We start from the raw sequence: 18,148 nt of genomic DNA, 5'->3' as shown, positions 1-18,148 counted from the left end.
GAGCAAGAGCGAGACAAGGCGAAGACGGCAGAGAAGGCGAAATGTACATACGGTACATAGGCCTTTCTTAAGACGTATCCGCCCGCTGACGCTTCACCAAGCGCAACAAGCATTGAACAGGCGCCAAGACCCAGATCGAACCACGCTTGCGACTACATCCCAAAAGCTGCTTAGCGGATTAGAACCTGTATCAAAGCAAAAATAAATGACAATTAAATAAATTCGAATCAGAACAACAGCGACACCGTAACAAACCGGGCAGCCGGCAAGCTGACAAAAGCTGTCAAGCGCGACCAAGAAGCCCCCTCTTTAAAAAATAGTTGTTCCTCACGCGAAGTAAGCTAAGTGCAAATACGTAGCACACATGATATTTGTTCAACATATTAAAAATCCCCCGGCTTGCCCTCGCCCGCCGCATCCCGTATCGTTCGTCCGCCGTCCGCCCATCCAAGGATTTCCCCATGCCCGCCACCCCGCTGTACTGCGCCCGTCCCGACCGCCTGGACGCCGCCCGCCTGTTGAGCCAGCGCTTCGCTCTGCCGCTGCTGGAACAACGGCCGGAGCAGGGCTATTGGCTGGAATTGGGCGAACAAAGATTGGAACTGCTGACCACCGGCAAGCACGGCGCGGTGTATGCGGAATTCGTCGAGGGCGCGGCCAAGCATCGGCGCGAACAGGGCGGCGGCCGCGGCCAACCGGTGGCCAAGGCCATCGGCCTGAAAGGCGCCAAGGAACTGCCCTATGTGGTGGACGCCACCGCCGGCCTGGGCCGCGACAGCTTCGTGCTGGCCGGGCTGGGCTGCCGCGTCACCCTGGTGGAGCGCTCGCCGGTGGCCGCCGCGCTGCTGGCCGACGCGCTGGAACGCGCCGCCGGCCACCCGGACACCGCCGACATCGCCGCGCGCATGCATCTGGTGCACGCCAGCTCCATCGCCTGGCTGGCCGCGCTAAGCGAGGCCGAACGCCCGGACGTGGTGTTCGTCGATCCGATGTTCCCGGACACCGACAAGAAAAGCGCCGCCGCCAAGAAGGACATGCAGGCCTTCCAGCAGGTGATAGGCGACGATCAGGACAGCGCCGCGCTGCTGCAAGCCGCCATCGCCGCGGCCAAGAACCGCGTGGTGGTGAAACGGCCGCGGCTGGGCGCGGCCATCGAGGGCGTGAAGCCGTCCGCGGTGCTGGACGGCAAATCCACCCGTTTTGATCTTTACGTGATCAAGGCCTTGCATCCAATTCTGGGCTGACGCCATCGGGCGCTTGCGCCCGCTCGTTCATCCCATAATCCCGCAGCACCGCCGCCACCCGCAGCCGGTAATCGGCGAACAAGGCCTCCCTGCCCTGCCGCTGCGCCGCGCGGTGCGGCTCCAGCCGCCGCCAGGCCGCCACCGACGCCTCGTCGCGCCAGAACGACAGCGACAGCATCTTCTCCGGCCGGTTCAGGCTGGCGAAGCGCTCGATCGACAGGAAACCGTCCGCCTCCGCCAGCTCCCGCCCCAGGCGCTCCGCCCAGCCCAGATAACCGTCCCGGCCGCCTTCGGCCAGCTCCACCTCGAAAATCACCGCAATCATTCCGTTCTCCCTTTCTCGCCATAAAGGCGCACCCGCGCGTTGGGCAGCCGGCGAAAACGCGCCGCCGCCGTCAAGTCTTGCCAATCCGGCCGCGCCGCCGCCAATGCCGCCAGGCCGCCGCGCGCGATCTCCAGCGCCAGCGCCCGGCCCGGGCAGGCATGCCGGCCGGCGCCGAACATCAAGGCCTCGCCCGGCCCGGCCGGGTCCAAAGCCGCCGCGGCCAACACCACCAGTACCGAAACGCCGGCCGGCACCGTCTGGCCGCCATAGGACCAATCCCGCGCGACGAAACGGCGGGTGTTGTGCAAGACCGGGTCCTGCACAGCCAGCCAGTCCCACTCCGCCGCCGCGCCCGCCGCCAGCGGCCGGCCCTGAGCCTGATGCCAGATGGCGGCGGCGAACAGGCCGGCGCCGGCGTCCAGGCTCTGGAACAGCAGGCCGATCACATTCGCCGTCAGCGTCGCCTCATCCGGCGCCAATTCATTCTTCAGCTCAGCCAGCATGCCGCCGGCCCGTGGCAAGGCCTCCGCCACTCGCGCCTGCAAAGCCGTCAAGGCCTGCTCTCCGCGCACCAGCGCCTCTACATCGGCATCCGCCGCCAACGCTTGCGACACCGCCGCCGCCTCCGCGACCAAGGCCGGCGCGTCCGCCGCCGGCAGACCCAACAAGCCGGCCAGCGTCAGCACCGGCAAGCCCTGCGCCATCCGGTCCAGCACCTCGCCGTTCAAAGGCTCGCGCATCAGCCAGTCCCGCGCCAGGCTTTCCGACAAGCGCCCGGCCTCCGCGCCCGCCGCCGTCGCCAAGGCCCGGCTCAAAGCCGCCTTCAGCGCCGGATGGCGCGGCGCCTCGCTCATCCGCGCCCACAGACAGAACGTGCGCGCCAAGCCGCCATCGCCCAACTGCGGCGGCGCCGCCTGATCCAGCGGCCGCACCCGGCACTCCGGCGCGGCCAACACCGCCTGCGCCGCCGCGTGGCCGGCCGCCACCCACACGCCCAGGCCGGCGTCAAAATACAATGGCCGCCGCTGCGCCAGATCCCGGTAATAGGGATAGGGATGGGCGTGAGTCACCGCCGCCAGCGGGTCCAAAGGCCAGGCGCTCATATCGCCTCCGTCAGGTAAAGCCGCCGCGTCAGCTCCACGCAGCGGGCGCGCGAGCTGGCCGCCCGCTCATGCGGCGCAAACGGCGCCGCCACCCCGTCCAGCGCCGTCACCGCCCAGGCCAGGCGCTCGCGCCGGGCCGGGTCCAGCGCGAGCCGGCTTTGCCGCTCGGTCAGCGCGTCGATCAAGGACACCAGCGCCTCCTTCTGCGCAATCTCCCCCGGCAAGCCGGCGCGGGTGCACACCCCGTAGCCGCCGGCCAGGAAATCCCGCCACGCCGCCTCCCAATCCGGCTCCGCCTCGGCGGGCGGCAGCTCCAGCGCCGCCAGCCCGGCGCGCCACTGCCGGCCGAAACAGGCGCGCAGGCGCTCCGGATCGCCGTCCAAGGCCAGCGCCTGGCCCAGCCAGCACAACATGCCCTGCGGATACCAGGCCGACTCCGCGCTCAGCGCCGCCGCGCCCATGCAGGATGCGGCCTCCCCGGCCAGCGTCAGCCGGTAGGACGGCCACGGCGCCGCACCGGCCCGCTGCCAGCCGCGCAGGGTGTCCAGGCTCACGCCGCTGCGCGCCAGCAAGGCCGGCTCGCTCAGAAAATGGCTATGCAGATAAGCCAGCAAATCCTCCATTCCCGCTCTCCTTGTTCAAGCTTGACGATGGGTTTATCGTAGCCGGCGGCACCCGCCAAAGTTTCAGCCAAGGATGAACCATGCTTGCAGCCCCGCACGACCGCATACCCGACATCAGCCGCCTGGCCAGCCTGCTGGCCGACCCCGGCCGCGCGCTGATGCTGCTGCTGTTGCAAGACGGCCGCCTCTACCCGGCCAGCGATCTGGCCCAGGCCGCCGGTCTGTCGCCGCAAGCGGCCAGCAACCATCTGGCCAAGTTGCTGCACGGCCAGGCGGTGCGGGTGGAACAGCGCGGCCGCCACCGCTATTACGGCCTGGCCAGCCCGGCCATCGCCCACGCGCTGGAAGCGCTGTCCGCCGCCGCCGGCGAAAGCCGGAGCGCGGTGCGCCCCAAGGGCAATGCCGACATCCGCCTGGCGCGCAGTTGCTACGACCACCTCGCCGGCCGGCTGGGCATCGCCGTCGCCGACTTCCTGCAACAGCAGCAACTGCTGCAACGGCGCGAGGAGCGCGAGTTCGCGGTGACGCCGGCCGGCGCGGACTGGCTGGCGGCGCGGCTGGACATTCAACTGGCCGGCATCGCCCGCCCGCGCCGGCCCTTGGCGCGCGCCTGCCTGGACTGGAGCGAGCGCCGCGACCACATCGCCGGCAGCCTGGGCGCGGCCTTGTGCCAGGCCTTCTTGCTGCGCGGCCTGACCGAGCGCCGCAGCGACAGCCGCGCCTTGCGGATCACGCCGGCCGGTTACGCCTTCTTGAAGCAGGAATGTGGAGTGGGCAGCGAGCAGTTGCGGGGGGATTAAAGCGGTTTGCGCGAGGGGGCGCGGTGGATGAGTCCTTGGGCAGTGTCGGCGGAGGGTACCCTCCCACCCAAGCAAACCATCCGCCGTAGGGCGGAGCGCGGCGATACCCACGCGGAAACGCGACGGGATCGATGCTTGGGTCTTTACGGCGGGCTTTGGTGGGTATCGCCTTTCGGCTCCACCCACCCTACGAATACCCCCCGACCAAACCATCCGCCGTAGGGTGGGTGGAGCGCAGCGATACCCACCTGCTGAGGTTAGCGATTGCGCAGGCGGATGCGGCGGAAGCGCGCTTCCAGGCTGAAGCGCTGCCCCAGCGCCAGGTAGATCTGGTGCTGGCTGTCCACATGGCGGTAAACCCGGACCCGGTCGGCGCCCAGCAGCATCATGATTTCCAGATAGTTGAAGAAACCCATCCACTGGCCGCGACCGGCGCGGTCGTCAAAATCGATGTCGCGCGCCACGCGGCTGAGCAGGCCTTTGCCGACGTATTCCCGATTGTCCTTCAGCCATTGCAACAGGTGAGCCGCGCATTCGCGGCCGTAGGCATGGTCGGCGAGGAGATCCTTGCTGGGCGTGGGCATTTGCCAGTAATGCCGATAGGTGCGGCCGGGGCAGAGACGAACAAAGGGAAGCAGGGCTTCCTGCTGTTCCAGCGAGTGCAGTTTGTAGCGGCGGCGACGGGGGAAGTTTTGAGCGTGATGCATGGTGTTTCTCCTGCTGTGACACAAGATAAACCACCTGCCGAGAGAAGTGGAGGTATTAGGCAGGCGCGTGGCAGGATTGGCGTACCGGGCTTAAACCAAACCGGTGAGTGCATGGCACTCTCCCACCATGCGCCTGCCAAATGGCGCGGCCATGGTAAAGCAGCCCGCGCTGTATCCAGCGAGGGCCAGTTGGTTTAAGCGGACGGGACGCCAATCCCGTGTGCCGCGTGTGGGCGGCAACGTGGGGATTGTTGCCGAGGGGGCGGTTGGGGTCAAGGTGGGGTGGTTGGTTTGCTTGAGCGTGGCTTACTTGTTGAGTGATCTGGTTTTGAATCCGCTGCGCGGATGATGGTTTTCATTGCCGGGGCTGCCCGGCAGGCAGGAAGGGGAACAACTCGGCCAAATTCCCTATCACTGAGCGAATCAAAGATTCGCACGTAGACACCCCAAAGGCCGCCCTGCAAGCCTGGCCTACGGCTTCCCGCCGGGTCCCGTCAGGCCCGAGGCGCGGCTGAACTCGCGATTTGCTAACGTCAAATCGCTCAAACAGGGCAGCCGCTTAAAACCTCGGGCCTGCCACCCGGCGGCAGGCTTGAAGGGACCAGGGGCGCGTCGGATACATGCTTTCTTTTAGGGAGCTAGGCTTATCCACAGACAAGAGCAATGGGGTCAAGTTATTCACAGAAATGACCCACTTCGCTAAACCACCTCTCTTATTCAAAAAAGACCACCTTGTGTAGCGCCCAAGTGTCCCCTCGGGGCGCGCTCCGGGTTTCGCGTCCTGGGGGACGAGGGGGGCTGGAAGGGGGCGGCGGCCCGCCCCCTCCCCGTTCGCCGCGCGGAAAGCGGCACCTAAATCATCATCCGCGCAGCGGACTCAACAGAAAAGCCCTCACAAATCACAGCGCAATCAAAGGAGGACACATCTCTCCGTGAAAGCAGATTCAACAAAGCAACCCTCTCCAAATACAGAGCAATCTATCGAACACCCCCGCCTCCCCTGCTACACTAAATCCCCGCCATGACCCCGGCATCCCCACCATGCACACCGCCCCCGCCCTCATCATCATCGACATGCAACAAGGCATGAGCCGCCCCGAAGCCGGCCCGCGCAACAACCCCCAGGCCGAAGCCAATATCGCCCAACTGCTGAACGCCTGGCGCCAGGCCGGCGCGCCGCTGCTTCACGTACGCCACATCTCCCGCACCCCCGGCTCGCCGTTCTGGCCCGGACAGCCCGGCGTCGAATTCCAGCCGGCGCTGGCCCCGCTGGCGAGCGAACACGTGATGGAAAAGAACGTGCCGGACGCCTTCGCCCACAGCGGCCTGGAACGCTGGCTGCGCGTACGCGGCATCGAACAACTGCTCATCGTCGGCGTCAGCACCAACAACTCGGTGGAGGCCACCGCCCGCAGCGCCGGCAACCTCGGCTTCCGCACCCTGGTGGCCGCCGACGCCTGCTTCGCCTTCGACAAGGCGGACTACGCCGGCACCCCGCGCAGCGCCGACGAGGTACACTCAATGGCGCTGGCCAATCTGGACGGAGAGTACGCCCGCGTCGTGCTGTGCGCCGACATGCTGCGGCAGCTGCAATAAACCCTGATCAGGAGCCCAACCATGCAATTCGCCTACACCATTCTCTATGTCTCCGACGTCGCCGCCTCGCTGGCCTTCTTTGAAAACGCCTTTGGCATGAAGCGCCGCTTCCTGGACGAATCCGGCGATTACGGCGAGTTGGACACCGGCGCCACCACGCTGGCTTTCGCCGCCCACCCGCTGGGCCGCAGCAATCTGCCGGAAGGCTATGTGGCGGCGGACGCCTCGCCGCTGCCGCTGGGCATGGAGATCGCGCTGACGACCGACGACGTGGCCGCCGCCCACGCCCAGGCCTTGCGCCACGGCGGCGTTGAGCTGCAAGCGCCCTCGCTCAAGCCCTGGGGCCAGACGGTGTCCCATTTGCGTTGTCCGGATGGGCTGCTGCTGGAGCTATGCTCTCCGATCTAAAACGCCAGCCCAGCCCCAACAGCAGCACGACTCCGGCCAAGGCGGCCAGCGCCAGTTGCGGCCACGGCCCGGAGCCGCGCAGCGGGAACAAGACAAGCCCGGCGACGATCAGCGGCGCGCACGCCGCCGCGCCCTGGCGCGCCAGCCTTGACGGCAAGCCCTGGCCCAGCCGGACGGCCAGCAGCGCGCCGGTCAAGCACACCCCGGCCAAGGCGGCCAAGGCCAGGCCGGGCAGACCCAGCCAGCGCGGCAGCGTCAGCAACAGCGCGGCGCTCAGCGCGCTGCCGGCCAGTTCCACCGCCAACGGGCCGCGGGTGTCGCCGCCGGCGTAGCAATAGCGCGCCAGCAGCGCGTTCCAGGCTCCGAACACGATGCCCGGCGCGTACAGCGCCAGCAGCAGCGGCAGGTCGCTCGCGGCCAAGCCGGCCGGCAGCAGCAGCGTCACCAGCGCCGGCGCGGCGCCGATCAGTCCGGCCGCCGCCGGCAGGGTCAGCAGGCCGCAGGCGGCCAGGCCGCGGTCCAGCAGCCGCAGCCGGTCCGCGTCCTGCGCGCCGCTCATCTTGCTCAACAAAACCTGGTTCAAACTCATCAAGGCGATCAGCGGCAGATTGATCAGCTTGCGCGCCAGATTCAGCAGGGTAATCGTCCCCTCGCCCAGCAGCGAGGCGGCCAGGCGCTCCAACAAGCCCAGGCCCTGGCTGGCGGCCCCGCTGGCCAGCAGCGGCCACAGCCGCCGCCAGACCTGCCGGACATCGCCGCGGCCGGCGCGCAGCCAGGGCCGCCAGCCCAGCCGCCAGTTGCCGGGCAGCAGCGCCGCCGCCATCAACCCGCTGCCGGCCAGAAAGCATTGCGCCAGCGTCGCCGCCGCCGCGGCCGGCCCGGCCCAGTACAGATAGAGCGCCGCCGGCAGATTGAACAGCAGCGAGCCCAGCCCGGCCAGCAGGAAACGGCCCTGCGCTTGCAACGGCGCCGCCAGCACCGCCTGGGCCAGCAGGCCGGGCGTCAGCCAGGCCAGCCAGCGCAAAGCGGCGGCGGCCGATTCCGCGTGAGCGGCGCCGATGCCGGGGGCCAGCGCCCGCGTCAGCCACGGGGCGGCCAGGCTCAGCAGCGCCGCCAGACCCAAGCCCGCGGCCAGCCAGTGGCGCAGCTGGCCGGCCAGCCAGGCGCCGCGCCGCTCCGGCGTCTGCGCTTGCCACAAGGGCAGCAGCGCGGCGGACAGCAAGCCGCCGGCCAGCAGAGTGCGCAAGGCTTCCGGCAGGAACATCGCCACCAGAAAGGCGTCGCTGCGGCCGCCGGCCCCCCAGGCGGCCACCAGCAGCCACTCGCGGGCGAAACCGGCCAGCAGGCCGGCCAGCGTGGCCAGGGTCAAGAGCGCGGCGGGAGCGAACATGGCTTCGATATCATCAGTGGAACAGGGTGAACAGCCCTTTGCCGCCCACCTTGTAGTTGAGATCGCGCGGCCGCTCGCCCATGGGCTTGGCCCCGCTGCCGCCGACGATCTTGTACGGCGCCACTTCCTTGCCCACCACGGTGTTGGCGGTGACCACCGCGCCGCGGCCGATGCGCGCGCCGTGGCCGATCAGCGCGCCGGTGGCGATCCAGGCGTAGTCGTCGATATAGACCGGCGCGGACACCGACCAGAATTCCGGCGCGCTCAGGTCGTGACTGCCGGCGATGATCTTGGCGTAGGAGGCGATGGCGACGTGATCGCCGATGATCAGCCCCGCGCGCGCGTCCAGCAGGCAGTGCCAGGCCACGCAGCTGTCCGCGCCTATCACCAGATTGTTGACGCCCAGCACCTCGGTGTTGCGCCACACGCTGGAGCCCTTGCCGATGCGCGCGCCGCCCAGGCGCAGCCAGGCCAGCCGCAGGTGGTGGGACGGCAGCTTGTTGATCAGGATGTTGTAGCCCTGCTCCCAAGCGCGCAGCCAGCGGTCCTTGAAAGTGGCCCAGTTGAGGCCGTAGCGCGGCACCAGCTGGGTGGGCACTTCGTCGCGCAAGAGCGCGTAGAAGCGGCTCGCCAAGGGGTGCGGGATGCGGCTTTCCATGTCGACGGAGACGATGGACACGCGCGGTTCGGCGGCGTCACCCTCCTCGAAGGCCACGTTGTTGGCCAGCATCCAGTCGTAGGCGGCAGCCAGTTCCGCCGCCGCCGCGCCCAGGCGCGCGGCGTAGCCGTCCAGCCGCTCGCGCAGCGCGCTGCTGTGGTAAATGCGGTGGCGCAGCGTCAGCGCCGGCGCGGCGGGAAGATCGGTGGGTTTCATCTCGGTTTCGCTTTCGGATCAACGGTTTTCGGGCCGGAGGGCGCGACGGCGCTCAATAGCGGATCGCCGTGGCCGGCCAGCCGGCGCGCCGCTTGCAGATTGACGCCCATCAGCAGCCAGAACAGGCCGATCAACACCATGGTGAAGCTGTAGTAGTGGTCGAACAGGCCGGTGAGCAGCGCCGCCAGCAGGCCGGACAGGGTGCCGAGCCAGATCGCGCGCTCCGGGTCCAGCGCGGACAGCGGGCCGCGCGGCCGCGCCTCTCGCCACCAGGCGACGGTGACGGCGACGAAGAGCAGCATGCCGGGCGCGCCCAGCTTGTAGACGTAATTGAGCCAGAGGTTGGAGATGCCGAGCAGGCCGCTGTCCGGCGGCGGCGGATCCACTTTGAAGCCCAGGCCCAGCGGATAGGCACGCACCGCGTCGGGGAAGCGGCGGTATTCGTCCATGCGGATTTCCGTACTGGCGTTGCTGGCGGAGAAGGTGGTGGCCAGGCGTTCCTGCAAGGGCGGATAGAACAAGACCAGGGCCAGGCCCAGCGCCGCGGCCAGGCCGATGATGCGGCCGGCGTGCGGCGCGCGCCGCCAGCTCAGCCACAGCAAGACCAGCGCCAGGCTGACGATGGCCCCGCGCGAGATGCTGAACAGCAGGCCGGCCGCGCCCAGCAGCGCCACCGTCAGGCCCAGCAAGCGCCGCCAGCCGCGCTGCGCCAGGCCGTAGAAGAAGGCCAGCGGCAGGAAAAGCGCCAACGCGCCGCCGGTGAGATTGGGATGCACCCAGGGCGAGGCCATGCGGGTGTAGTTGGCGGAGAAGATGTCACGCACCGCTTCCGGGTGGGCGTAGCGCAGTTTTTCCAGCACCGGGATGAAGCTGTTGGCGTCGCGGTCCTTGAGGAAATAGCCGATGGACAGCAGCAGCATGGCCAGCGTGCCCAGCAGCAGCGTCACGATCAGGCGGTCGCGGCTGCGTTCGTCCGGCAGCAGCAGCGGCGCCAGAAACAAGGCGGACAGATTGAGCAGCCAGCGCGCCCAGTTGACCGGGCCGTTGCCGTCGGCCTGCACCATCAGCTGGCCCGCCAGAAACGGCAGCAGGCTGAAGGCCATCAGCCACAGCAGCAGCCCTTCGGCGCGGCCGCGCGGCCATTGCAGGAGGCCGACGGCCAGCCGCGGCAGCGCCCCCAGCCAGGCCAGGCCCAGCAAGGCCTCGGACACGGTGACGCGCACGCCCAGTTGCACCGTGGCGTAAGGCGCCAGGGTGGCGGCGAGGCCGAACAGCGCCAGTCCCAGCAAGGGCGCGCGCAGCACGGCGACGCCGGCGCAGGCGGCGGCCAGCGCCAGCGCGGCGGCGGCCGGGCTGAGCAGGGCCAGCAGGCCGCCGAACAACAGCCCGCAGCTCAGGGCGAGCGCGCGATTCAGCGGCGTCATGCCAGCAGCCTGTCCAGCAGTTGATCCACGCGGCGGCGGTAGGCGTCCATATCGTAGCGGCGCGCCCAGGCGCGGTTGGCGTCGACATCGCCGTCCGGCCCGGCCGCGGCCAGCCGGTGCATCAAGGCTTGCAGCTCGCCGCCGTCGTTGGGGGCGAAACGCGCCGCTTGCGGCGGCGCGACCTCGTCCAGCGCGGAGCCGGTGGCCACCGCCACCGGCGTGCCTTGCGCCAGCGCCTCGATCACCGGCAGGCCGAAGCCTTCGGCGTAGGACGGCTGCCATAGCCGTTCCGCCCCCGCGTACACCGCGCTCAGCATGGCGTCGTCCAGATCGCTGAGCCAGATCAGGCCGTCCAGCCGCCGCAGCTCAGCCGGCAGGTCTTCCGGCCGCGCCACCAGCGCCAGCGCCGGCAGGTCCGGCTGGCGCTGACGCGCTTTCCGCCATTGCTCGACGAACCAGGGCATATTCTTGCGCGGCTCGCGCGCGCCCACCGCCAGCCAATAGCGCGCCGGCAAGCCGGCCGGCGGCTCCGCGGCCGGCCTCGCCGGCTGCGGCACCGCGTTGGGCAGCAGCGCCAGCTTGGCGCGCTGGCGCGGAAACAGCCGCGCGGCGGCGTCGGCGGTGAATTGCGACGGCGTCCAGACCGCGTCGGCGCGTTGCAGGGAGCGCGCGGTGCCGGCCCAATCGATCACGCGATAGGCCAGCGCGCGCAGCAGGCTGACGTGGTAGTTGTCCAGGGTCAGCTGGAACACGTCATGCAACAGCATGGCGTAGCGCACGCCGCCGGGCGCGCGCCAGGGCGGCAGCCCGGTGTTGGCGGTGGCGATGTAAAGATCCAGCCGCCGGGCGCGGATGGCCTGCGGCAGAAAGCGGCATTCGAAATGCCAGCGCTCGCGCGGGCGATGCAGCCCGTCGGCCGGGCTGGGCCGCGCCGGGCATTCCGCCAGCCTCCGGTGGGGATGGTCGGCCGGGCAGGCGGTGAAACGCAGCACTTCCACGTTCGGCCGCGCCGCCAGCGCGGCCTCCAGCGCCAGCACTTGCCGCGCGATGCCGGAGCGCGGCGCGGCGGTCACCGGGCGGTAGTCAATTCCGATGCGCATGTCTCAGCTCCCGGTACAAGGTTTCCAGCTGGTCGGCGGCGATGGCCCAATCGTGCCGCCGCCGCACGAATTCGCGCCCGGCCGCGCCCAGGCTGGCCGCGCGCTCCGGCCGGCTCAGCAGCGCGGCCGCCGCCTCCGCCAGTTGCTCGGCGTCGTCGCCGCGCAGGTATTCGCTGTCGGGACGCAGATCCAGCCCGGACGCGCCCTGCGGCGTGCTCAGCAGCGGCAGGCCGGCGGCCAGCGCCTCCAGCACCTTGAGCTTGGAGCCGCCGCCCTGACGCAGTCCGGCGATGAAGGCCGCGGCGCGCCGCTGCTGCGTCGGCAGTTCCGGCACAAAGCCCAGCCACTCCAGCCGCGCGTCCGGCCAGCGCCGCGCCCAATCCTCCGGCATCGCGTAGCCGCATATCGCCAGCCGCGCCCGCGGCAAGCGCCGCCACAACCTAGGCATCACTTCCGCCGCCAGCCAGACGGCGGCGTCGCGGTTGGGCGGGTATTCGAAATTGCCAACGAAGAGCAGACGCTGGCTGGCGTAATCCGGGCGAACTTCGGCGAAGGCGTCGGCGTCCACGCCGTTGATCACCACGTCCACCAGCCGGCCGCTGTGCTGGGCCATCGCCGCGGCGTCCTCCCAGGTGACGGCGGCGACGCGCTCGGCGGCGTTCAGCGCCAGGGCCGCCCAACGCCGGTAACGCCAGCGGTCCCACCAGACGAAGGGCGCGCACCAGCGCGGCAGATGCTGATAGGTGGCCGCGCCCAGTTCGGACTCGACATTGTGCTCGGTCAGCAAAAAGGGCTGACGGCGGCGGTCCAGCGCTTCCAGGAAGGGCTGCAAGCCGTAGCTGTGCTCGATCTGCACCACGTCCCAGCGCTGGCGCAGCAGGCCGTCGAATGTGCGGCTCAGATCAGGCGACAGGCCGTTGACGCTGGCCAGCATCGGGTAGGGTCCCAAGGCCGCCGCCAATAGCGTCAGCGGGTGCTTCAGCGGCCGGCGCGGCAGCACGATCAGCCGTTCCACAATGCCTTCCAGCTGGCGGCGGCAGGCCTCGCTGGCCGGTTCCTTGCTCTGCACCAGCAAGGTGATGCGGTGGCCGCGCGCCGCCAAGGCGCGCAGCAGCTGGAACTGGCGCAGCTTGCCGCCGCTGGTGGTGGGCCAGGGCAGATACGGCAGGGTCCATAGAATGCGCAGCGGCGGGCAGCCGCCAAGGGAAAGAGAGGCCGGCTTCATTCTCGCCACTCCAGGATTTGCAGCTGCGGCTTCACCGCCACGCTCAGGCTGCCGCCGGCGGCGCTCAAGGCCGCGCTGCTTCCGCTCAAGGGCTGGCGCAGCGTGGCGCGGGCGACGCCGGGCAAGCGCGCCGCGCCGCCGTTCGCGCTCCAGAACATCCACAGGCGCGCGCCGTCCGGCTTGCGCCAGGCGATGCTGTACAAACCGTCCGGCGCGGCGTCCAGGCGCGGCGGCGGCGCCGGCTCCAGCCGCGGGCCGGTGATGGCGAGAAAGCGCGCCAGCGCCTTGTAGGCGGGCTTGGGCTTGCCGTTCAGATCCAGCAAGCCGTAACCGCGGTCGCGCGCGCTGGCGCGCTGGTCCAGATCGGACAGCGCGAACAGAAAGACGCGGTCGTAGTCCAGCGCGCTCATCAGCGCCAGCCGGCGCAGTAAATAATCCGCCTGGCCGTCGCGGCCGATGATGTCCTGCTCTTCCTTGGGGCCGGCGTAACTGGACCAGCCCCATTCGGTGGCCCAGATGCCCGGCGCCTTGACCTGGCGCAGCCGGGCGTTGATCTGCTGAGCGCGCAGCACGAAGTCCCGCGTTTTAGGATCATCGCCCTCAGGCTGCTGGCTGTAGGGATGGTAGGCGACGATGGTTTTCAGATTCAGCGTGCCCTTCTTGCCCAGTTCCTCCAGCATCAGGCCGCCGCGCACCGGCATCTGACTGTAATAAGCCATGCCGGCCATCACCACCGGCTTGCCCGGCGCCGCGGCGCGCAGCGCTTCCGCGCTGGCCTGCAGCAAACGGCCGTAACCTTCCGGGCTGGGCAGCGGCCGCCAGAAGCCGGGCAGGTTGGGCTCGTTCCACACCTGCCAGGCGTCCACCGCCGGATAGCGCTTGGCCAACATGGCCATGCGCTTGGCGAACACCTTGTCGTCCTTGGGCGGGTACTGGTCGCTGGAACCAAGCAGCGGCGGCACGCTGCTGGCGAAGGGCGCCGATCCCACCAGGTAGAACACCGATTTGAGCTTCTGCGCCTTCAGCGTGTCCACCAGCTGATCCAGCGGCGCGAACACGAACTGGTTTTCCTTGGGTTCGTGGCGGTCCCAATGCAGGTCCACCCGCACCCAGCTCAGGCCCAGCGATTTGAGCTGCTGCATCTGGCGCTGGTATTGCTCCGGCGTGAACCAGAGGAAGTGCGCGTTGACGCCGAGAAAGTCGCGCCACACCACCGGCCGGCCGGCGGTCAGCTCGGTGGTTTCGGCGCGCGGGCCGGCCGCGGCCAATGTCAGCGCCGCCGCCAGGACCAGCGTCCGCCACGCCGCGCCGCGCGCGCTAGCCATGCGCCCTCTCCCCCAGCGCGGTCTGGAACATGCGCAGAAACTGCGTCGCCACGCGCGGCCAGGCGCGTTCCCGCCCCAGGCTGCGCGCCTGTTCGCTGTGCAGACGCAAGCGCTCGGGCTGACGCAGCAGGCTGATCAGGGTCCGGGCCAGCGCCGCGCTGTCCCCGCGGGCGTAGACCTCTCCATTGCCGAAGGAGGCCTCCTCGGCCAGCGCGCGCGCGTCGGAACAGACCACGCCGCGGCCGCAGGCCACGGCCCAGGACAGCGCGCCGCTGGCGCCGCACATCCGGCCCAGCAAGGCCAGCTTCCACGATTCCCGATACGGCAGCACCATGGCGTGATGGGCCTGGATCAGGCCGGGGATGTCGGTGGCCGGCAGGTCCGGCCGCCACTCCAGCATGTCCCGATGCAGCCCCAGCAGGATGGCTTGCTGGCGCAGGGATTCCAGATAAGAGCCGGAGCGGCCGAAGGCGACGTCCGGCGCCACCCCGCCCGCCAAGGTCAGCCGCACCCGGTCCCGGGTGTCCGGTTCTTGCTGCAGCAGGGCCAGCGCGTCCAGCACATCCTCTATGCCCTTACCCTGGTAGATGTAGCCGAAGTACAGCAGCCGCAACGGCCCCTGCGGCGGCAAGGCCGGCAGCGGTTCGGCGGCGATTTCGCGATTGCCGTGCGCAATGTGGAACACCCGGCCGTCCGGCAAGCGCATCCGCCGGGCCAGGCCTTCCGCGCCGGTGGCCGTCAGCGTCACCAGCCGGGTCAAGCGCCGCGCCAGCCGCCGCTCGCGCGCCAGCGTCAGCGGGGCGGCCAGCAAGGCCGCGGCCTGGGCCAGCGGGCGCGGCAGCCGCCGCGGCAAGCCGGGCGGCCGCCAGACCAGGCGTTCCGGATCATGGACGGTGGCCGTCAGCCTCAGCCCCGGCTGATGGCGCGCCAACCACTCCAGCGCCATGAATTCGCCGCAGCGGCCGCCGCCCAGTTCCGCGTGCACCAGATCGAAACGCCGCCAGTCCACGTTCTGCATCTGCCAGGACAGTTCCAGCGCGTTGAGCGCCAGCGGCTGCCCGTCCAGCGGGGAGACGACGCTGACGCCTTCGTCTTCCAAAGCCCGACGCCAGGCGTCGGCGTAGTCGGCGATGCCGTTTTGCTCCGACGGCAGCGGAGCCAGCAGGGCGATCTTCATCGGCCTTCTCCTTTCCAACGCGCCGCGCCTCTCAACACGGCGGCGGGGATTTCAAAACGGCGGCGGTTGAGCACAATGCCGTCTACCTGTCCGAACGCGGCGCCCAGGATGGCCAGCGCGTTTTCCACCACCGGTACCGTGGAGGCGCGCGCCTCCACCACCAGCAAGATCAGATCGGCGCGCTTCAGCTGCACGAAGGCCTGCTGATTGTCGAGCAGCGCCGGCGCTTCGATCAGCGCCACCTCGCCGGCGGCGACGCGCGCGTCCCCGGCGGCCAGCCGCGCCGGCACGCCGCGCTCGGCCAGCACCCGCAAAAAATGGCCGGCGACGAAGCTGACGCCCTCGCCGCGCCGCGACGACGCCAGACCGATGACCAGGCCGTCCCGCGCCAGCTTGTCGGCCGGCAACTGGCTGTACAGGCGATAGACGCTGGCCTCGAAGGCCGGCGGCGGGGTCCGCCCCGGTTCCAACTCCATCAGCGTGCTCCACAGCGGCACGCCGAAACGGCGCTCTACGCCGCCGCCGTCGTGGATGCGCTGGTCCAGCAGATAGCACAGGTAAAGCGCGAACAAGCCCACCGCCAGGCCGGCCGGCACCGCGGCCAGCAGGATCGCCAGGCTCTTGGGAAACACGCGCGCCGGGCTGAAAGTGGCCTGCTCTATCACCGCGATATTGCTGATGCGGCTGTTGTCCAGCTCACGGTCTATGCGCGCTTTTTCCAGGCTGTCGCGGTAGAGCAGGTAGTTCTTTTCCGCCACCGCCAGATTGCGTTCCAGCCGCGACAGCTCCGGCTCCACGCCGAGAATGCGCGCGCGCTCGTCCTTCAGCTCGGCGATGGCCTTGTCGTAAGCCGTCACCTTGGCCTTCAGTTCGCCGGCGCGCATGCCGCGCTCCAACTTGCCGCGCTCCAGCAGATTGACGAGATCGCTGGGCGCGCGGTTTTCCGAACGCTGCACCGTGTCTTTTTCCCGGGCGATCAAGTTTTTAAGCGCGGCGATGTTTTCATCCAGCTCGCGGATGGGCGGCGCGTCCGGCAGATAGGTCTTGAGCTTGTCCAGCCGTTCCAGCTCCAGGCCGTTGAGCTTGAGCTTGAGGTCTTGCCGCGCCGGGTTCAGGCTCAGTTCGCGCTCCTTGACGATTTCGCGCGGCAGCTTGCCGCCGCTGGCCTGGGCGTTGGCGATGCCGCCCTGCATCGCCGTCCACTCCGCCTGATCGGCGCGGCGCGCCGCCTCCAGCTTGTTGAGCTGGTCGGTGAGGCTGTCCAGACGCTCCTTGGAGCTGATGCCGTCGATCTGGCGCAATTGCTGGCCGATCCGCTCCTTGTAGCCGGCGATCTGCTCGGCCAGCTTGCCGCTTTCGGTTTCGTAAAACGCGTACAGGCTTTTGCGCCCCAGCGCGCGGCTGCGCTCGTCGATGTACAGCGCCAGCCATTTGTTCAGCACTTGCCGCGCCACCGCCGGATCGTCCCAGCTGAAAGCGATTTCCATCACCGCCGAGCCGCTTTGGTGGCTGACGCTGAATTGCTTTTCCAGCTTGGCGGCCAGCCGCTCCTGCGGCGTCTGCGTTTCCACCACCCCGATCAGGGCCAGCGCGTCGCGCGCGCCGTCCAGCACAGCGCCGGCCGCCTGCTTTAGCCGGTGCTTGACGGTCTTCCACCAGCCTTGCGGCGGCGGCGAGCGCATCTCGTTCAGGTAGTAGTCGGCCACTTGGTGGATGATGGGGCGGCCGGTCAGCAGCTTTTCCTCGTCGACGATGGGATCGCGCTGAGTGCTGGGCGCCACCAGCGTCTGACGGTCGGCGTATTCGATCGGCAACGTACTGGTGTCGCGGCCGGGCTTGACCAGCAGCCGCGCTTCGGATTCGTAGCGGGCCGGCAGCAGGAAGGCGCCCAGCGCCGCCACCAGCACGGTGGCGACGAAGGCCCATTTGAACTCGCGCCGGAAGATGAAGAACAGGCGGGCCAGGTCGCGGAAGGAGCGGATTTCTATCATATCGCTATCGCCGGTGCGGACCAGGGGCTAGCCGCCGGCCTTGATGGTGGGGTTGTTCTGGATGTTGACGTTGTTGCTGCCCTTGCCGCCCAGGTCGTAATTCAGTCCTATGCCTATCGCCTTGGAGAAGGGCAGCAGCTGGTTGACGTACATGTCCACGCCCTCCACCGCCTTGCCGATGGCGGACTTGGGCACGAACACGATGTCGCCGCGCTGCAGCATCACCCCGCGCCGTCCGGCGGCCGGGTCCAGCATCCGCGCCAGATCGGTGAAATAAATCTGATACAGGCCGGTCTCGTCCATGCGCAGCAGCGCCACGTGCTCGCTGTCGGCGGACGGCAGCACGCCGCCGGCGCCTATCACCGCCTGTTCGATGCTGGCGGCGGCGCTCAGCTCGAAGGCGGACGGATTGCGCACCGCGCCGCCGACGAAGACGCGGTTGCCCGGCGCGATGGCGATGTTGACGGTGACTTGCGGCTGGCGGTACAGCGCGGACAGCCGCTCGGTGATCTCCGCCCCTATCTCCTCCGGCGTGCGGCCGCCGCCGCGGACCAGGCCGGCGTTGGGATAGGAAAAGCTGCCGTCCGGACGCACGAAGAACAGCGCCATCTCGTCTTTTTCCGCCGGGGATTGCGCGTCGCGGACGATGCGCAGGGTGTCGCCGTTCATCACCCGCGTCGTCGGCGGCGGCAATTGGCTGATGTCGCGCAGCGCCAGCCGCCGCGCTTCCACGGTCTTGGCGTCCGGCAGCGCGATGGTGCTGGGGGTGGAACAGGCCGTCAGTCCGCCCAAAAGGGCGGACAACAAGACGGCGGCGAGCTTGGCGGTGGTCATCG

Annotated in this window: 17 protein-coding genes; 4 read left to right on the top strand and 13 right to left on the bottom strand. The window is 69.2% G+C overall.

Features of this window, described 5'->3' with window-relative positions; translation table 11 throughout:
• The first annotated feature begins 461 nt into the window (after nt 1-461).
• Nucleotides 462-1,244 carry a class I SAM-dependent methyltransferase gene (locus tag JC616_RS01185; protein WP_227106325.1) on the top strand — a complete coding sequence of 261 codons (783 nt, stop codon included), beginning with the start codon at nt 462-464 and terminating at the stop codon, nt 1,242-1,244.
• Here the strand turns inward: JC616_RS01185 and JC616_RS01180 are convergent.
• The 3 genes from JC616_RS01180 to JC616_RS01170 are packed head-to-tail and all read right to left on the bottom strand — an operon-like array spanning nt 1,216 to nt 3,295.
• Nucleotides 1,216-1,569, bottom strand: a complete 354-nt coding sequence (locus tag JC616_RS01180) for an antibiotic biosynthesis monooxygenase family protein (RefSeq protein WP_227106323.1) — start codon at nt 1,567-1,569, stop codon at nt 1,216-1,218. The two genes, JC616_RS01185 and JC616_RS01180, sit on opposite strands and share 29 nt — an antisense overlap.
• Nucleotides 1,566-2,672: a cytochrome P450 family protein gene (locus JC616_RS01175; RefSeq protein ID WP_227106321.1), complete on the bottom strand. Its 1,107-nt coding sequence runs from the start codon at nt 2,670-2,672 to the stop codon at nt 1,566-1,568. The genes JC616_RS01180 and JC616_RS01175 overlap by 4 nt, the downstream gene beginning before the upstream one ends.
• Nucleotides 2,669-3,295, bottom strand: a complete 627-nt coding sequence (locus JC616_RS01170) for a DUF6058 family natural product biosynthesis protein (protein WP_227106319.1) — start codon at nt 3,293-3,295, stop codon at nt 2,669-2,671. Before JC616_RS01170 ends, JC616_RS01175 begins: the two co-directional genes overlap by 4 nt.
• Before the next feature lie 80 nt (nt 3,296-3,375).
• Between JC616_RS01170 and JC616_RS01165 the strand changes: the two genes are divergently transcribed.
• Complete coding sequence (locus JC616_RS01165; protein ID WP_227106318.1) at nt 3,376-4,095, top strand: ArsR/SmtB family transcription factor; 720 nt, start codon at nt 3,376-3,378, stop codon at nt 4,093-4,095.
• Nucleotides 4,096-4,352: 257 nt separating this feature from the next.
• On the opposite strand, the gene JC616_RS01160 is transcribed toward JC616_RS01165, so the two are convergent.
• Complete coding sequence (locus JC616_RS01160) at nt 4,353-4,802, bottom strand: hypothetical protein (protein ID WP_227106316.1); 450 nt, start codon at nt 4,800-4,802, stop codon at nt 4,353-4,355.
• 1,041 nt (nt 4,803-5,843) lie between these two features.
• Here JC616_RS01160 and JC616_RS01155 point away from each other — a divergent pair.
• On the top strand, nt 5,844-6,398 hold the full coding sequence (locus JC616_RS01155; RefSeq protein WP_227106314.1) for a cysteine hydrolase family protein: 555 nt from the start codon (nt 5,844-5,846) through the stop codon (nt 6,396-6,398).
• Nucleotides 6,399-6,419: 21 nt separating this feature from the next.
• Nucleotides 6,420-6,806, top strand: coding sequence for a VOC family protein (locus tag JC616_RS01150; RefSeq protein WP_227106312.1), 387 nt, complete (start codon nt 6,420-6,422; stop codon nt 6,804-6,806).
• Here JC616_RS01150 and JC616_RS01145 read toward each other — a convergent pair.
• The 9 genes from JC616_RS01145 to JC616_RS01105 are packed head-to-tail and all read right to left on the bottom strand — an operon-like array spanning nt 6,730 to nt 18,146.
• Nucleotides 6,730-8,196 (bottom strand): lipid II flippase MurJ, encoded by a 1,467-nt coding sequence (locus tag JC616_RS01145; RefSeq protein ID WP_227106310.1) that lies wholly within the window; start codon nt 8,194-8,196, stop codon nt 6,730-6,732. The two genes, JC616_RS01150 and JC616_RS01145, sit on opposite strands and share 77 nt — an antisense overlap.
• A 13-nt stretch (nt 8,197-8,209) precedes the next feature.
• The gene (locus JC616_RS01140; RefSeq protein WP_227106308.1) at nt 8,210-9,070 is read right to left on the bottom strand and encodes an acyltransferase; all 861 of its coding nucleotides are present in this window, start codon (nt 9,068-9,070) and stop codon (nt 8,210-8,212) included.
• Nucleotides 9,067-10,494: an O-antigen ligase family protein gene (locus tag JC616_RS01135; protein WP_227106307.1), complete on the bottom strand. Its 1,428-nt coding sequence runs from the start codon at nt 10,492-10,494 to the stop codon at nt 9,067-9,069. Before JC616_RS01135 ends, JC616_RS01140 begins: the two co-directional genes overlap by 4 nt.
• Nucleotides 10,491-11,594 (bottom strand): glycosyltransferase family 4 protein, encoded by a 1,104-nt coding sequence (locus JC616_RS01130; RefSeq protein WP_227106306.1) that lies wholly within the window; start codon nt 11,592-11,594, stop codon nt 10,491-10,493. Before JC616_RS01130 ends, JC616_RS01135 begins: the two co-directional genes overlap by 4 nt.
• The gene (locus tag JC616_RS01125; RefSeq protein ID WP_227106305.1) at nt 11,578-12,819 is read right to left on the bottom strand and encodes a glycosyltransferase family 4 protein; all 1,242 of its coding nucleotides are present in this window, start codon (nt 12,817-12,819) and stop codon (nt 11,578-11,580) included. Before JC616_RS01125 ends, JC616_RS01130 begins: the two co-directional genes overlap by 17 nt.
• Nucleotides 12,816-14,144, bottom strand: a complete 1,329-nt coding sequence (locus JC616_RS01120; RefSeq protein WP_227106303.1) for a cellulase family glycosylhydrolase — start codon at nt 14,142-14,144, stop codon at nt 12,816-12,818. The genes JC616_RS01125 and JC616_RS01120 overlap by 4 nt, the downstream gene beginning before the upstream one ends.
• On the bottom strand, nt 14,137-15,321 hold the full coding sequence (locus JC616_RS01115) for a glycosyltransferase (protein ID WP_227106302.1): 1,185 nt from the start codon (nt 15,319-15,321) through the stop codon (nt 14,137-14,139). The genes JC616_RS01120 and JC616_RS01115 overlap by 8 nt, the downstream gene beginning before the upstream one ends.
• On the bottom strand, nt 15,318-17,312 hold the full coding sequence (locus JC616_RS01110; protein WP_227106301.1) for a GumC family protein: 1,995 nt from the start codon (nt 17,310-17,312) through the stop codon (nt 15,318-15,320). The genes JC616_RS01115 and JC616_RS01110 overlap by 4 nt, the downstream gene beginning before the upstream one ends.
• A gap of 27 nt (nt 17,313-17,339) precedes the next feature.
• Nucleotides 17,340-18,146, bottom strand: coding sequence for a polysaccharide biosynthesis/export family protein (locus JC616_RS01105; RefSeq protein WP_227106300.1), 807 nt, complete (start codon nt 18,144-18,146; stop codon nt 17,340-17,342).
• Between the last annotated feature and the right edge of the window lie 2 nt (nt 18,147-18,148).

Origin of the sequence: Chromobacterium rhizoryzae (assembly GCF_020544465.1) — a bacterium.
Taxonomy (GTDB): domain Bacteria; phylum Pseudomonadota; class Gammaproteobacteria; order Burkholderiales; family Chromobacteriaceae; genus Chromobacterium.
Note: the sequence above shows the minus strand (reverse complement) of the source record. Positions and strands in the feature narration are given on the sequence as shown.

What these genes read in the sequence shown, in the direction of transcription:
- JC616_RS01185 (WP_227106325.1), top strand. Translation starts at nt 462, where the DNA reads ATGCCCGCCACCCCGCTGTACTGCGCCCGTCCCGACCGCCTGGACGCC.
- JC616_RS01180 (WP_227106323.1), bottom strand. Translation starts at nt 1,569, where the DNA reads ATGATTGCGGTGATTTTCGAGGTGGAGCTGGCCGAAGGCGGCCGGGAC.
- JC616_RS01175 (WP_227106321.1), bottom strand. Translation starts at nt 2,672, where the DNA reads ATGAGCGCCTGGCCTTTGGACCCGCTGGCGGCGGTGACTCACGCCCAT.
- JC616_RS01170 (WP_227106319.1), bottom strand. Translation starts at nt 3,295, where the DNA reads ATGGAGGATTTGCTGGCTTATCTGCATAGCCATTTTCTGAGCGAGCCG.
- JC616_RS01165 (WP_227106318.1), top strand. Translation starts at nt 3,376, where the DNA reads ATGCTTGCAGCCCCGCACGACCGCATACCCGACATCAGCCGCCTGGCC.
- JC616_RS01160 (WP_227106316.1), bottom strand. Translation starts at nt 4,802, where the DNA reads ATGCATCACGCTCAAAACTTCCCCCGTCGCCGCCGCTACAAACTGCAC.
- JC616_RS01155 (WP_227106314.1), top strand. Translation starts at nt 5,844, where the DNA reads ATGCACACCGCCCCCGCCCTCATCATCATCGACATGCAACAAGGCATG.
- JC616_RS01150 (WP_227106312.1), top strand. Translation starts at nt 6,420, where the DNA reads ATGCAATTCGCCTACACCATTCTCTATGTCTCCGACGTCGCCGCCTCG.
- JC616_RS01145 (WP_227106310.1), bottom strand. Translation starts at nt 8,196, where the DNA reads ATGTTCGCTCCCGCCGCGCTCTTGACCCTGGCCACGCTGGCCGGCCTG.
- JC616_RS01140 (WP_227106308.1), bottom strand. Translation starts at nt 9,070, where the DNA reads ATGAAACCCACCGATCTTCCCGCCGCGCCGGCGCTGACGCTGCGCCAC.
- JC616_RS01135 (WP_227106307.1), bottom strand. Translation starts at nt 10,494, where the DNA reads ATGACGCCGCTGAATCGCGCGCTCGCCCTGAGCTGCGGGCTGTTGTTC.
- JC616_RS01130 (WP_227106306.1), bottom strand. Translation starts at nt 11,594, where the DNA reads ATGCGCATCGGAATTGACTACCGCCCGGTGACCGCCGCGCCGCGCTCC.
- JC616_RS01125 (WP_227106305.1), bottom strand. Translation starts at nt 12,819, where the DNA reads ATGAAGCCGGCCTCTCTTTCCCTTGGCGGCTGCCCGCCGCTGCGCATT.
- JC616_RS01120 (WP_227106303.1), bottom strand. Translation starts at nt 14,144, where the DNA reads ATGGCTAGCGCGCGCGGCGCGGCGTGGCGGACGCTGGTCCTGGCGGCG.
- JC616_RS01115 (WP_227106302.1), bottom strand. Translation starts at nt 15,321, where the DNA reads ATGAAGATCGCCCTGCTGGCTCCGCTGCCGTCGGAGCAAAACGGCATC.
- JC616_RS01110 (WP_227106301.1), bottom strand. Translation starts at nt 17,312, where the DNA reads ATGATAGAAATCCGCTCCTTCCGCGACCTGGCCCGCCTGTTCTTCATC.
- JC616_RS01105 (WP_227106300.1), bottom strand. Translation starts at nt 18,146, where the DNA reads ATGACCACCGCCAAGCTCGCCGCCGTCTTGTTGTCCGCCCTTTTGGGC.